Here is a 15,482-nt window from a genome sequence, read left to right on the forward strand (position 1 = left end):
TGCTTGAGCCGCACGCACCGCGGAGTGAATCACCGGGGCTACTCCCACGCCCCCAGCGGACCGGAGGTCCGCGCTCCATACGTATCGCCTCCCTAGGCTGATTGGCATCTTCATGCATACACGCTGCCGCCGCCCTACAAATCCGTAAGTTTCCTTACAAATATACCCCATTCCTGTCAGTTCCACCCGTTTTCCTGTCATTCCGACGCCAATTCCTTTCAGGCACTCGCCCATTCCTGTCAAGTTTACCCGATTTCCTGTCATTCGGACGCCCATTCTTGATTGGCGGAGGCCAATTCTTGAAAGGAATACCCCTATTCTTTTCAAGAAACCACCCGTTTCTGTCAGGAAAAGGCGATTTCCTGAAAGGAATTCACCCATTCCGGTCAAGAACGCGCGACTTCCGGTCAAGAATTCGCCAATTCCTGATCGTCGGAGGCCCATTCCTGAAAGGAATAGGGGCATTCCTGTCAAGAATACCCCTATTCTTTTCGGGAAAACGGCGGTTTCCGACGAGAATTCAGATTAGCTGTCGTAATTATATCCATTTCAAATCGTGAAATCGTATTAAAATTGTAGAATCTCAGTTGACAGCACCAGACTACATGAGTAAACTCATCATGAACATATAAAAATAGAGCTTATGGCACAAATACTACGATATGATTCTGGAATGAGGTGCGATTCTGGAGCGATCTATGCTGGGAGCTCTTTTATAACAAAAAGGATCCCCATGAAACTGATCACTACCGGTCAATACACCAAAATGGTGCAACTCGAACTGTTCTCGAACTCCAGGGAAATCGCCAACGCCGTGAAGGCGACCCCCAAGTTTGCCAGCCTGGGTACCCAGGCCGATGCCATTCTGGCCAAGGCCACCCTTGCGGAGACCCAGCACGCCGAGCGCAAGAAAATGGAAGACGACCTGAAGAAACTGATCCTGCGCGATATTACCAATCACGAGGAACTTCAAGGCATGATCGAGGAACTCGCGGTGGATGCCGAGGCCATCTCCCTCGATCCCCAGGACCTCATCGGCCTGCACTTCACCCTGCAAAAGACGCCCGAGCCCGTCGGTCAGCTTGGCAAGGTGCTGGACGTGCGTCTGGAGCCCGGCGACGACGCGGGCACGGGCAAAATCCGTTGGAAATCCATGAAGGGCGCGCAACTCTACCAAGTGCAGATGACGGACGGCGACCCGAACGGAAACACCTGGAAGCTGCTCACCGCGGACAAGAAGTGCAAGCTCCTGCTCGAAGGCCTGACCTCCGGGAAGAACAACTGGGTGCGCGTGCGCGCCAAAGGCGCCGCCGGTTGGGGCCCCTGGAGCGACCCCGCCAAAGCCATGATCCCCTAAACCACCCCGCCGCCAGATCAGCGCGGTGCGCCGGCTTACCGGCGCGCCGCAAATCCTTTTTAGGTGGCTTGACTCCTGGCGTGTTAGGTTTAGCATCGCCAAAGAAATTCTTAACAAATGATGAAGTGAGTCTGGATGAATAACTGTTGAACACTATCACCCATCATGAAAACAAACATGGGCACTTTGGCATTACGACTTCTCACGATCATTCCAGCGATTATTGCGCTGATTGCTTTAATGATTGCTGGAGCGTGCGCAGGACTTGCGATGCGTTATTCCTTATGGGCTCTGCTACTTAGCATTTTACTCGTTATCTTTGCAATACTTCCAATCCGTTGCTGTTATTTTGCATGGCGCAAACCATCGCCAGCCACTGTGCGAGAGCTTTGTGGCTGGACCGGGCTTGCAATTGTGGTGCTAGGCCGCGCGATTATAAATCATAATAACCGATTTGAAAACGCATGGGTGGAATGGGGTGGCTTTATCCTGTTATTGTTCGTAGCTAATGCTGCGTATGAGTGGTTGACCCAATATATGTTACGAAAAATGTTTGGCCCGGACAGGTTGAAATGAAAATGAGTTTGGCATAAACAACCATAGGATGAAAATAAGCTCATGACCATGCGCACAAAATTATATCTGATTCTGGGGGTGGCATTTATCACCTATGGCTTGGCGCGCGGGCAGATTCTTTCCAGCGTATTATCGAAGCAGGAGAGTTGTCTCGAAGAGTATTGCAAGGTGCAGGCCAAGGAATTTTATGCGTCTCATGCCAACGACTCTTCGCACCCTACAAATTGGTGCATGCCACCCGAGTTAAATCGGCTGCGCAAAGGAATACTGCTTGCTGGAGGTACGTATCCCGGATGGCCACAAGCTATCTTTCCATGTGCTGCCGGTCTGATGTTACTGGCGACGAGTTATTATTTCGGACAGAAGAAGACTGTGTCAAAGGATGAGTCGAACACCTAACGAGTGCGCTCTCGCGTTTGGTGAGTTGTTGAAATGTTCTCATTTCCCATCCAGTCGTTCTATTTTTCTGCCAATCAATTTTTCTGCAAGATCCCACCTTCCCCATTTCCTCTTCGCTTGACTTTTCGGGCGGTAAAGCCTGAACATGTGTCACCTTAATCTATGATGAATATTGTGCATACAACGAGTCGGATGGTGCGGCAGGCGTGCTGGGTCAGCCTGGGTTGCGCTGTGCTGCAACTGTTGCCCGCCTTCGCCGCCGAGACCGGGCGCGGCAAGGCCGAGCATGTGGTGGTGCTGGTCTGGGACGGCATGCGGCGCGACTTCATCACCCCGCAATATACGCCGAATTTGTGCGCGCTGGCGCGGCAAGGGGTGTTTTTCAACAATCATCACCCGGTGTTCCCCACGTCCACGGAGGTGAACGGCGTGGCGCTGGCCACGGGCGTCTATCCGAACCGCAGCGGCATGATGGCGAACAATGATTATCGCCCGGAGTTGAACTTTCTCGGCAGTATTGCCACCGAGGGCATGGATAACGTGCGCCGGGGCGACTTGCTGACCGGCGGTCGTTATTTGCAGTACGCCACGCTGCCGGAGATTTTGCAGCAGGCGGGCCATTCCACGATTGTTTCCGGCTCGAAGCCGGTGGCGATGTTGTGGGACCGCGCGGCGAAGCGCATTTCCGCCGCCCAATCGAACTCGCCGGTGCTCTTCGCCGGCCAATCCATCCCCAAGTCGTTGATGAAGCAGGTGGAGCGGATGTTGGATGGCAAGAAGTTCCCCAGTACCAACTCGGTGCCGAACTCGGAGAAGGACGCGTGGACCGCGAACGCCGTGATCAAGGGACTCTGGGACGACGGCGTGCCGAAATTCACGCTGATCTGGCTGTATGACCCGGACGCCACGCAACATGCCGAGGGCGTCGGTTCGGATCAGGCGCTCGCCAGCATCGCGCACTCGGATAAATGCCTGGCGGACGTGTTGAAAGCGCTGGATGAACAGGAAATCCGCGATAAAACGGATGTGATCGTGATCTCGGATCACGGGTTCTCGAATGTCAAGCGCGGGCCGGATGTGGTGGAGGCGCTGAAGCGGGCGAAGTTCAAGGCCGTCCGCAAGTTTGACGATCCGGAACCGGAGGAAATCCTGGTGGTCGGTCATGGCGGCGCGGTTTCCTTCTACGTGGTGGATCATAATGAGAAGGTAACGCGCAAGTTGGTGGAGTTCCTGCAAGGGACGGATTTTGCGGGGACGATTTTCTCGCGGGTGGCGGTGGAAGGCGCGTTTTCCCTGGAGACGGTGCGCATCAACACGACGAATGTGACGCCGGATGTGGTGATGTCCATGCGGTGGGTGGATGAAGCCAATGAGAATGGGGTTTCGGGCATGTTTTATGGCGATGGCGGCGCACGGGGGAAAGGGTCGCACGCCTCGTTGAGCAAATATGATCTCAAGAATACGCTGGTGGCCGCCGGGCCGGACTTCAAGAAGGGCATGGTGGACGCGTTGCCGAGCGGGAATGTGGACCTGACGCCCACGATCTTGTGGATTCTGGGGATTGCGCCGCCGCAACCGTTGGATGGGCGCGTGCTGCATGAAGCGCTGGTCAATGGGGATACCAAGGCCCCCAGCAAAGCCACCACGAAAACGCTGGAGGCGGATCATGATTACGGCTGGTTCCGCTGGCATCAATATCTGAAGGTCAGCCAGGTGGGCAATACGGTCTATTTCGATGAAGGAAATGGCGGCATGGAAGCCAAATAGGTTGGTTCCATAACCGATGTCCGATGTATTTCCACGCTGGACGAATCGCTTGCCGCTGTATGCGGTGATTGTTGGTCTGCTTTTGGGTGGCGGGGCGGTCGCGGGGTTGTGGTATTACTTCACTCCGAAATATACCCGCGTGGGTTATCAGCCGATCCAGCCGGTTTCGTTCTCCCATGCCACGCACGCGGGGAAACTGGCGATGGATTGCCGGTATTGCCACACCGGCGTGGAGAAATCGTGGTACGCCGGATTGCCCTCGGCGAAGTCCTGCATGAATTGCCACAATCAGGTGCTGAAAGATGATCCGCGCCTGGAGTTGGTGCGCACGAGTTCGCAAACTGGGGAGGGGATTCGGTGGGTGCAGATTCATAAGTTGCCGGATTACGTCTATTTCAATCATGCGGTGCATGTGACTCGGGGAGTAAGCTGCGTTTCCTGTCACGGCGAGGTGCAGAAGATGGTGGAAACGTATCACGCCCAGCCGATGAGCATGACATTCTGCCTGGATTGCCACCGGAATCCCACGCCCAACCTGCGCCCCTTGGATAAAGTGACCGATCTCGCGTGGGATCCCCAGCGCAATTTGCCGCCCGGCTGGTTCGCCGAGGCGCGCCGCCACGGGAACATCAATCCCTCGGACCAGTGTTCCTCCTGCCACCGATGAAATCACCCGCCGACATGCCATCCCGTGCCGGAAGCGGCCCCGCCTATTGGCGCAGCCTGGATGAGTTGGCGGAGAAGCCGGAGTTTCGCGAGTGGGTGGAGCGGGAATTCCCCGCCGGCGCGAGCGAATGGACCGACCCCGCGACCCGCCGTCACTTCGTCAAAATCATGTCGGCGTCCTTTCTGCTCGCCGGGCTGGGTTTGACCGGGTGCCGACGTCCGGAGGAGAATATCGTGCCGTTTTCCCAGACGCCCGAACGGTATATCCATGGCGTGCCGCTGTATTTTGCGACGGCTTATCCGACCCGCGCCAGTGCGATTCCGCTGGTGGTGAAATCACACGAGGGCCGCCCCACGAAGATCGAAGGGAACGCCCGGCATCCCGATTCCAACGGCGGCACGGATGTTTTTGCGCAGGCGTCGTTGCTGAGCCTGTACGATCCGGATCGCTCGGTGCGTTTCCTGGAGAAAGGTCAGCCGCGCACGGCGGAACAGGCGCAGGTCATGCTCGCGGAGCTGGCCCGCCGGTTTGCCGGGACCGGCGGCGAGGGACTTTGTGTGCTGATGGAGCGCAGTAGCTCGCCTTCCCGCGCAAGAATGCTCGCCCACCTGACGAGAAAGCTGCCGGGCGTGCAATGTTTCATCCATGAACCGGTGGATTTTGACCGGCACCGGGAAGCCGCCAGCCGCGTCTTTCAGCAACCCGTCGCGCCTTATCTGAAGTTGGATCAGGCCAAAGTGATTGTCGCGCTGGATCACGATTTCCTGGCCGGGGAAGAGGACGCGTACTTGCATACCCGCCAGTTTGCCCGGGGCCGTTGGGTGAAAACTGCGGGCGACGGGATGAACCGGCTGTATGTCGTCGAGGCGCTGTACAGTCTCACCGGAGCGAACGCCGATCATCGGCTGAGATGCCCCGCCAGCCAAGTGCCCGCCGCCGCCGCATTCTTGGCGGTGGAGGTGCTGAAACAGACTGGGGCGATGCCCGAACTGGTTGCCGCGTTGCAATCGCTGGCCGCCACGGTATCCGCCGCGCAGGGCCAATGGCTGGCCATTTGCGCGCAGGATTTGATCGCGCAGGGCCGGGCAGGGGTCGTGCTGGCGGGTTATCGTCAACCGCTGGTGGTGCATGCGTGCGCGCACGTCATCAATTCAGCGCTGCACAGTCTGGGCCAGACAATTTATTTCAAATATGCGCCAGTTCCCACCGAACAACCGATCGCCGAGTTGGCGGCGCGGCTGAACCAGGGGAAGGTGGACACGTTATTGGTGCTGGGCGGGAATCCGGCCTACCACGCGCCTGCGTCTTGCGACTGGCGGCACGCGCAATCCCGGGCGCGCAGCGTGATTCGGCTCGGTTATTACGAGGACGAAACCTCTGCCGGATGCGACTGGCACCTGCCGTTGCTGCATTTCCTGGAATCCTGGGGCGATGCGCGCACCGCCGATGGAACATTGGTGCCGGTGCAACCGTTGGTCCGCCCGTTGTTCGGCGGATTGACCGAGAACGAAGTGCTCGCCCGCCTCGGCGGATTGGAACCGGCCTCCGCGCATCAGATTGTGCGGGAAACCTTTCAGGAATTGGCGAAAACCAATCAGGACGACGCTTGGAAACAGTTCTTGCACGACGGTTTTCTGCTGAACAGCGCGGCGGCCGCCGTGCCGGTGAACCTGGCTGTCGAGTCGGTCCTTGAACTCGTTAGAACTTTCAAACTATCGCCCAGTCCGGCGCGGGACCGGTTGGAAATCCTGTTCCACCGGGACAGCAGCCTCGACGACGGACGATTCAATAACAACGGCTGGTTGCAGGAAACCCCAGATCCGATCACCAAACTCACCTGGGACAACGCCGCGCTCATCAGTCCGCTGACCGCGCGCGAATTCGGGGTAGCCGCGAACCAATCCGCGCCAGTCATGGAACTGCAATTGGAAGGGCGGACGCTGCGCGTGCCAGTCTGGATTCAGCCTGGGCTGGCGGATTACGTTGTCGCGCTGGCATTGGGCTATGGCCGCGAGAAATCCGGGCGGGTTGGCAACGGCGTCGGGTTTAACGCGTATGCCATAAAGCCGCAAAGCGAAGCGATCGTCGTGGGCGGCACGCTGCGCGGGTTGCCCGGTCAAACCCATCTGCTCGCCACCACGCAACAGCACGGTTCCATGGAGGGACGGCCTTTGGTGCGTGAGACGACGCTGAAGGAACTTAAACATTTCGCCGGTGCGCCTGCGGCGCTGCCGCCGAAAGCGATGTATCGCCAACCGCCGCTCGATGGACCGCATCAATGGGGCATGGTCATTGACCTTTCCGCCTGTGTGGGCTGCACCGCCTGCATGGTCGCCTGCCAGAGCGAAAACAACATCCCCATCGTCGGCAAAGAACAGGTGGCCACCGGGCGGGAAATGTCCTGGATTCGTCTGGATCGCTACTTTACCGGCAGCGAAAACAACCCGCGCCTGGCGTTCCAGCCCGTCTATTGTTTGCACTGCGAGAACGCGCCATGCGAAACCGTTTGTCCCGCGAATGCCACGGTCCACGACGGCGAAGGCCTGAACGTGATGGTGTACAATCGCTGCATTGGCACGCGCTATTGTGCCAATAACTGTCCGTTCAAGGTGCGCCGGTTCAATTTCTTCGACTATAATCGCCGTCCCGCCAGTGAGTTTTATCGGAGCCCGTTCGGGTTTAACCGGGATGGCTCCTGGGAACTCAGCCGCTGGTTCAAGAATCCCGATCAAGGCACCCTTCCTCCTGAGGAGTGGGACTTGCTTCAACTGGCGCGCAACCCGGACGTTACGGTACGCATGCGCGGCGTCATGGAAAAGTGTACCTACTGCGTGCAACGCATCGAGGGCGCGCGCATTGCCAGGAAAATCAAAGCGGGCGCCTCGGGCGATGTGCGGTTGCGCGAGCAAGATGCCACCATCCCGAAAACCGCCTGTCAGCAAGCCTGCCCGGCGGAGGCGATCACCTTCGGTGATCTGAAGGACGCGACCAGTACCGTCTCCCAACTCAAGAAGGCCTCTCATAACTACGAGTTGCTTGGCTGGCTGGGTGTCCGCCCCCGCACGACCTACCTGGCGCGCATCCGCAATCCCAATCCAGAACTGCTGAAGCTCGAGTCCGCATCTTAAATTCTCATTTTATGATTGCGTCCTTGTATGAATGGCCGTATGGCTAAGGCATACCCTTAAGGGAAGCATGTTTATGATGAATATGACGCGACGCAAGTTTGTCAAAGGCGCATTGATAACCTCCGCCGGGCTGGCCTGTGCACCCGATAACTTTGGCCAAGATCAAAAGGCTCCGGAGCCTTCCGTGCCCGCTCCGCCGCCCCGCGCCAAGATCGGCAACTTGGAAATCAGTCGGGTGGTATTGGGCGGCAATCTGCTCACCCACTACACGCATAGCCGGGACTTGAAATACGTCTATAACCTTGCCGCGCATTATAACACGGACGAGAAAATCATGGAAACGCTGGCGGCGGCAGAGGCCAACGGGATCAATACCGTTTCGATGCATAATCCGCCCCATCCCATGTCGTTGCTCAAGAAGTATCGCAAAGAGCGTGGCGGAAAAATCCAATGGATCATCTGTCCGACGGCTCCGGTGGAGCCGGATATGGCCAAGTATCGCGCGCACGTGGAGGATTTGATCAGCGCCGGGTGCGAAGCGATTTACCTATGGGGAGTACATGCAGATTCGCTGGTGTCGCAAGGCAAAATTGACCTCGTAGCCAAAGCGGTGGAGCTGGCGAAGGAATATAAGGTGCCTTCCGGCGTGGGCGGCCACTCGCTGGAGGTGGTCAAGGCGTGCGAGCAGCATGGCATCAAGGCGGATTTTTACATCAAGACCTTCCATAGTCATAACTATCCCTCCGCTCCCAAGCCGGAGCAGATCAAGGGCGCATATAACGAATATCCCGGCTACTGGTGCGCCAACCCGCAGGAAACCGCGGAGTTCATGCGCAGCGTCGAGACGCCATGGATCGCCTTCAAGATCATGGCGGCTGGCGCCATCCCGCCCAAACAGGCGTTCCGTTATGCCTTTTTAAACGGGGCTGACTGTGTACTGGCCGGCATGTTCGATTACGAAATTGCCGACGACATGAAACTCGCCAAAGAAGCGATGACGAATCTCCGGGAGCGTTCCCGCCCCTGGCGCGCCTGATCCCGAACCAAACCTATCCACCTTATGACTCCCTCTATGATACAAATCCGAAAACTCTGCCTCGCACTCGCGCTGTTGGCTATCAACGTTCAGGCGGCCACGGAACACTGGACGCCCAAGCTATACACCTATTGCATGGACATGGCCGACGCCCGCAAACGCACGGTGCCAGAACAGGCCCAGCTCCTGAAAGAATTGGGCTTTGACGGAGCCGGGTTCGGCCTGTGGCTGGATGCCAAGTGCGAGCAGAACCTGAAGATCTTTGATGACGCCGGCTTGCAGGTGTTCATGTTCCACACGTTTATCAAGTACGGCACCAATGGATTCACTCTGGACCCTCGTATGCCTGATACGATCCGCAAACTCAAAGGCCGTCCGGTGACCCTCTGCACGTTGCTCTCCGGTTTGAAGCCGGGTGACCCGAAAGGCATGGATTCCGCCGTGAAACTCCTGCGCGAGATGGGCGATCTGGCCCAGGCTTCGGGCATTCGTATTTCGGTGTATCATCACCTGAATGACTGGACGGAGACGCTGCCATTTGCCATTGAGGTGATGAAGCAAGTCAATCATCCGGCGGTGGGCTTTAACTTCAATCTCTACCACTGGCTGCGCGTCACCGGCACGGAGGAATATAAGACCCTGCTCAAGGAAAACGCCGCCAAGCTGTTTGGAGTGGTGATTTGCGGCGCCCAGGTCGGCACCAAAACCTGGACCAACGGTTTGATTCAACCGCTGGATCAGGGGGACTTCGATAATCGCAAGCTGGTGGACTACCTTAATGAAATCGGTTACCGAGGTCCAGTGGGGTTGATGTGCTTTGGTATTCCCGGCGACGCCCGTCCACATTTGGAACGATCCATGAAGGTGTGGAAGTCCTGGCAGTAAACCCGGACCACAACCAAAGGCTAACGCTTCCAATCGTATCTGCAGCTCACTGAGCAATGTGACTGTAAGTAATGGAACCATTTGAAGTTGGGCCATCCGACCCCATCTGGCAGGGGGGCGTTGACCAACCCCCTCATCCATTTCATTCGACGTTAGCCGATGTTGGCTGTAAATTTTTCGTTGCCGTCTAATCGCAATAATTACCTCAAACGCTATTAGTTTGGGATTATTTTTTAGTCTTCCACAACCTATTGTGGTTCTAGTGGAAATAACTGAAAATTATGGTTGTTTCGATCTGCCCCAAGGCGTACACTTTTTGGGATGGCTTTTGCCGGTATCTGAATGGCAGTTTTAACCACTATTCGAGGTATCGGAATGCGGTGATTGAATATATATTTTATGTCCACGGCGCCTGAAGTTGTTGAGAGTTATAATGCGTCAAAAATTGACAAGCTGGAAGGCTTGGAAGCGGTACGCAAACGTCCGGGTATGTACATTGGTGACCCGGATGAAAACGGCCTGCACCATTGCGTGTTCGAGGTGCTCGACAATTCCATTGACGAACATCTGGCTGGGTATTGTAACCTGATTGAAGTGGCCATCCACATGGATGGATCGGTGTCCATCCGCGATGATGGCCGCGGCATTCCCGTGGACATGCATCCCAAGTGGAACATGCCTGCCGTGGAACTGGTGCTCACCAACCTCCACGCCGGTGGCAAGTTTGGGCAGGGCGCGTACAAATATTCCGGTGGGCTGCACGGCGTCGGCGCCAAGTGCGTCAATGCGCTTTCAGATTGGTTTAAGGTGGAAGTTTCCCGCGATGGCAAGGTCTATCACATGGCGTTCGAGCGCGGCAAAACCATGCGCAAACTCGAGGTCATCGGCAAGTCCAAGCACACCGGCACGCTGATTACGTTCAAGCCGGACCCGACGATTTTCACCATTACCACCGAATTCAAGTTTGATCGCCTTGCCAACCGTCTGCGCGAGTTGGCGTTTTTGAACCCTGGTGTCGTCATTGTGCTGGTGGACGAGCGCCTGGATAACAAACGCGAAACCTTTATTTACAAGGATGGCATCGAGGAATTCGTGCGGCAATTGTCCAAGAATAAGAACCCGCTGCACGCCAAGCCGATCTCATTCGTCGGCAAACGACCGATCAAGGTGGAGAATCAGGATGAAGATGCGTTCGTGGATTGTGTGATGCAGTACACCGATTCATACACCGATCAAATCCTGTGCTTTGCCAATTCGATCCCGAACCCCGATGGCGGCACGCACCTGACCGGGCTGCGATCCGCGCTGACACGCGGTATTAACCAGTACGCCAAGCAAAATAATATACTAAAGGAAAAGGATCCCGCCATCTCGGGTGACGATGTGCGAGAGGGGCTGGTCTGCGTGCTGAGCGTCAAGCTCCCTAACCCGCGTTTTGAATCGCAAACCAAGGTCAAACTGGTCAATACGGAAATTGACGGCATCGTGTCCTCGATCATCTACGAGGGGATGATGACCTTTTTTGACGCCAATCCTGCGGTGGCTAAGAAAGTCATTGAGAAGAGCCTGCTGGCGGCGCGCGCGCGTGAGGCGGCCCGCAAGGCCCGCGAAACGGTGCGCAAAAGCGCCATGACCGGCGGCGGGCTCCCCGGCAAGCTGGCGGATTGCTCGGATCGTGATCCGACCAATTGCGAACTGTACATCGTCGAAGGTGACTCTGCCGGTGGCTCTGCCAAACAGGGCCGGGACCGCCGTTTTCAAGCGATTCTGCCGATTCGCGGTAAACTGATCAACGTGGAGAAAGCGCGTCTGGATAAGGTGCTGCAAAACGCGGAAATCCGCACCATGATCACCGCCGTGGGTACCGGTATTGGAGATGGCGAGGGAGAAGGTTCGTTTAATCTCGAAAAGCTGCGCTATCACAAGGTCATCATTATGACTGATGCCGATGTGGACGGATCACACATCCGCACGCTGCTGTTGACGTTTTTCTATCGGCAGATGCCGGAGTTGATCAAACGCGGTTTCATCTATATCGCCCAACCGCCCCTTTATCAGATTGCCCGTAAAAAGCGCGTCGAATACGTGGATGACGATGCCCGGTTAAACAAGATTCTCATCCAGCTCGGCACCGAGGAAGTGCGCTTGCGCAACCTCACCAACGGCAGCGAACTCAGCCAAAAACAGGTCGCGGAAATTCTGGACCTGCTCGAAACGCTGGACAAATACGCCCAGGCGTTGCGCCGTCACGGCGGCGACTTTGCCGATTACCTGGAACACCGGCATCCCACGAGTGAAGAGTTGCCCAATCACCTGGTCAAAGTGCGCGAAGGTAATCGTGAAAGTGTGCATTACTTTGTGCGCGAATCGGAGTTCGCCAAGTATGCCGAAGAAAATCCGGATTTAAAACTGTTCGGCGACGAAGAACCAGAGACGGTCAATGGCAACGGGCACACCGAAGAAGCTGGAAACGGCACCAATGTGCATGTCGAAAAAGCCAAACCGACCGGACCCACGCGGCGCGCCACGCATGTCGAGTTGCATGAGAGCAAGTCGGTGGCGGAGTTGCTCGGCAAAATTTCCCGCAAAGGATTAAGCGTGGAACATTACTCCGCGCAAGACAAACCGCTCTTTGAGTTGATCGAGGGCGAAGGCGAGCGCGAGGTGGTCAAGCCGCTGTTTTCCATCGCTGAAATTCTCAGTTCCATCAAGGAAGTCGGACGTCGCGGCCTCCAGATCAAGCGGTTCAAGGGCTTGGGTGAAATGAATCCCAAGGAACTGTTTGAAACGACCATGAACCCGGAAAACCGCAAGCTGTTGCGGATTGATCTGTCCGATGCCATCGAGGCCGAGGACATGTTCACCAAGCTGATGGGCGACGAAGTCGAGCCCCGCCGCCAGTTCATTGAAGATAACGCGCTCAACGTCCGGAATCTGGATATTTAATTTACCATGTCCGACCAACCCATTCCCACCCCGAACGAAGGCCAACCGCCTCAACCAGCCCAACCAGTTGGCGCTAGGCCGCTGTTTGCCGCCAACGAGAAAATCACCAAGATCAACGTCGCCGATGAGATCAAGAACTCGTTTCTTGATTATTCGATGTCGGTGATCATCTCGCGGGCGCTGCCTGATGTGCGCGATGGTCTCAAACCTTCCCAGCGCCGCATTCTGTATGCCATGAATGACCTTGGCGTGCAGCCTAATCGCAAGCATGTCAAGTGCGCCAAAATCGTCGGCGAAACCATGGGTAATTACCATCCGCACGGCGACCAGGCCATTTACCCGACGCTGGTACACATGGCCCAACCGTGGGCGATGCGTGATCGTCTCATTGAAGGACAGGGGAATTTCGGTTCCGTGGACGGCGACCCCCCGGCGTCCATGCGGTACACTGAGGCAAGGCTGGCGCACCTCGGGGCGGTCCTCATGGTGGACATGCAGAAGGATACGGTGGATTTTGTTCCGAATTACGACGAAACCCGCACTGAACCGACGGTTTTTCCGGCAGCATTTCCAAACCTGCTGGTCAATGGCGGTACCGGTATCGCTGTCGGCATGGCCACCAATATCCCGCCGCATAATCTCGGCGAGGTGATTGACGGCGTTTGCGCCCAGATTGATAATCCAGCCATCACGATCCCGCAGTTGATGAAGTTCATCAAAGGGCCGGATTTCCCCACCGGTTGCACAGTGTGTGGGCTGGATGCCATTAAGCAATACTTCACCACTGGACGCGGCAGCATCAAGGCGCGCGGGCGGGTGGTGATCGAGCAACTCAAGGGTAACAAGGAGCAGATTGTCATCACGGAAATCCCGTACAACGTCAACCGCGCCGGGCTGGTGGAGCGCCTAGCGGAAATGGTGAATGAAAAGACCCCGGGATTGACTGATATTTCCGCCATTCGTGACGAATCGGATGAAAACACCCGCGTGGTCATTGAGTTAAAGCGGGACGGGATACCCAAGGTGGTTGTCAACAACCTGTATCAGTTGACGCAGTTGGAAACCAGCTTCTCGGTGAACATGCTGGCCATTGATCATGGCCGGCCCAAGACGCTGAACCTGAAGGAACTCATCAACTGCTACATCGAACACCGTCGCGAGGTCATCCTGCGCCGCACCCGGTTCGAGTTGCGTCAGGCCGAGGAACGCGCCGAACTGCTCGAAGGCTACTTGATCGCGCTCGCCAACCTGGACGAGTTCATCCACATCATTCGCAGCTCCAGCACGCGTGAAGAAGCCAAGATCAAGCTGCTCGCGTTTGAGTGGTCGCGCGCGCAAGTCGAGACTCTGGGTATCTTGATACGCAGTGAGGCGCGACTTATCAGTGGACGCTACTCGCTCAGCGAGCACCAGGTGAATGCCATTCTCGAGTTACGACTGTATCAGTTGACTGGCTTGGAAATTGACAAGGTGGAGGCCGAGTACAAAAAGCTTATCGAACTCATTAAGGACTTGCTCGACATCCTGGCGCGGGAGGAACGCGTCTTTGCCATCATCAAGGACGAGTTGCGCGGCGTGAAAGAAAAATACGCCACTCCGCGCCTCACCGAATTGATGCCGGATGAAGGTGAGATGGCCATTGAAGATTTGATTGCCAACGAGGGCGTCATCATCACCATCACTCACAACAGCCTGATCAAACGCACCAACATTTCTAATTACCGCGCCCAGCGGCGCGGTGGCAAGGGTGTGATTGGCATGGCCACCAAGGAGGGCGTAGTAGTTGAGGGTGAGGAGAAGGATTTTATTGAACACCTATTTACCGCCAACACTCACGATTACCTGATGTTCTTCACGAGTACGGGCCGCATCTATGTGGAACGGGTGTATGAGGTGCCGGATATGGGGCGTGCCGCCAAGGGCCGCAGCATCGCCAACTTGCTCGAGATGCAGGCCAATGAAAAAGTGGCGGCCATGATGTGCATCAATTCCAAGACCGGTCCGACCAAGGATGACCTTACTTGGCAGCAGCCGGGCTGCCTGTTCTTTGCCACTCAAAAAGGTACCGTCAAGAAGACGGCGTTGGAGGAATTCGCCAATGTGCGCAAAGGCGGCATTATCGCCATTAATATCGAGCCAGGCGATACCCTGATTGATGTCAAGATGACCACCGGCCAGAGCGAAGTGGTGCTCATCACTCATGAAGGTATGAGCATCCGGTTCTCGGAAGAGGATGTGCGCTCCATGGGCCGCGCCACAACGGGCGTGCGCGGCATTGATCTGGATGAAAAAGACGTGGTCGTGGCTCTAGCCATCATTGTACCGGATGCCACCCTCTTGGTAGCGGGTGAGAACGGCATTGGCAAACGCACTGCGTTTGATGAATACCGCCTGCAAACTCGCGGCGGCAAAGGCATCATTACCATGAAAACTACCGACAAGACTGGCGGCATTGCCGGAGCCTTGACGGTGCGCGACAGCGAAGAAATCATGCTTATCACCTCCGGTGGTCAAATGGTGCGCACGTTCGTGAAAGATGTTCGCGAAGCAGGCCGCAATACCATGGGAGTCAAGCTTATCAACTTGGAGCAGGGCGATAAACTGCAAGCCATTGCCCCGGTCATCTCCGAGCGGGATGAGGAAGAATCGCCTGCTCCGCCCGCACCAACCGAGCCAATTGCGCCAGCGGCAAGTTAAAACCGAATCGAGTCTAATGAATAG

At 56.3% G+C, this 15,482-nt stretch carries 10 protein-coding genes; all 10 read left to right on the forward strand.

Annotation, left to right across the window (positions count from 1 at the left end; all coding sequences use genetic code 11):
- Positions 1-733: 733 nt before the first annotated feature.
- The 10 genes from WCO56_07515 (at position 734) to gyrA (ending at position 15,458) form a co-directional block, all read left to right on the forward strand.
- Positions 734-1,357: a fibronectin type III domain-containing protein gene (locus WCO56_07515; GenBank protein ID MEI7729404.1), complete on the forward strand. Its 624-nt coding sequence runs from the start codon at positions 734-736 to the stop codon at positions 1,355-1,357.
- A 165-nt stretch (positions 1,358-1,522) separates the two neighbouring features.
- On the forward strand, positions 1,523-1,933 hold the full coding sequence (locus tag WCO56_07520; GenBank protein MEI7729405.1) for a hypothetical protein: 411 nt from the start codon (positions 1,523-1,525) through the stop codon (positions 1,931-1,933).
- 48 nt (positions 1,934-1,981) lie between these two features.
- Complete coding sequence (locus WCO56_07525; GenBank protein ID MEI7729406.1) at positions 1,982-2,332, forward strand: hypothetical protein; 351 nt, start codon at positions 1,982-1,984, stop codon at positions 2,330-2,332.
- A 174-nt stretch (positions 2,333-2,506) separates the two neighbouring features.
- The gene (locus tag WCO56_07530) at positions 2,507-4,099 is read left to right on the forward strand and encodes an alkaline phosphatase family protein (GenBank protein MEI7729407.1); all 1,593 of its coding nucleotides are present in this window, start codon (positions 2,507-2,509) and stop codon (positions 4,097-4,099) included.
- A gap of 16 nt (positions 4,100-4,115) precedes the next feature.
- A complete protein-coding gene (locus WCO56_07535) occupies positions 4,116-4,766 on the forward strand; it encodes a cytochrome c3 family protein (protein ID MEI7729408.1) in 651 nt (216 codons plus the stop codon).
- A gap of 14 nt (positions 4,767-4,780) precedes the next feature.
- Positions 4,781-7,894 carry a TAT-variant-translocated molybdopterin oxidoreductase gene (locus WCO56_07540; protein ID MEI7729409.1) on the forward strand — a complete coding sequence of 1,038 codons (3,114 nt, stop codon included), beginning with the start codon at positions 4,781-4,783 and terminating at the stop codon, positions 7,892-7,894.
- Positions 7,895-7,967: 73 nt separating this feature from the next.
- On the forward strand, positions 7,968-8,930 hold the full coding sequence (locus tag WCO56_07545; protein MEI7729410.1) for a hypothetical protein: 963 nt from the start codon (positions 7,968-7,970) through the stop codon (positions 8,928-8,930).
- A gap of 36 nt (positions 8,931-8,966) precedes the next feature.
- Positions 8,967-9,815 carry a TIM barrel protein gene (locus WCO56_07550; GenBank protein MEI7729411.1) on the forward strand — a complete coding sequence of 283 codons (849 nt, stop codon included), beginning with the start codon at positions 8,967-8,969 and terminating at the stop codon, positions 9,813-9,815.
- 399 nt (positions 9,816-10,214) lie between these two features.
- Complete coding sequence (gene gyrB, locus WCO56_07555; protein MEI7729412.1) at positions 10,215-12,761, forward strand: DNA topoisomerase (ATP-hydrolyzing) subunit B; 2,547 nt, start codon at positions 10,215-10,217, stop codon at positions 12,759-12,761.
- Between the two features lie 6 nt (positions 12,762-12,767).
- Positions 12,768-15,458, forward strand: a complete 2,691-nt coding sequence (gene gyrA, locus WCO56_07560; protein MEI7729413.1) for a DNA gyrase subunit A — start codon at positions 12,768-12,770, stop codon at positions 15,456-15,458.
- Positions 15,459-15,482: the final 24 nt, after the last annotated feature.

This window comes from Verrucomicrobiota bacterium (assembly GCA_037139415.1).
Lineage (GTDB): Bacteria > Verrucomicrobiota > Verrucomicrobiia > Limisphaerales > Fontisphaeraceae > JBAXGN01.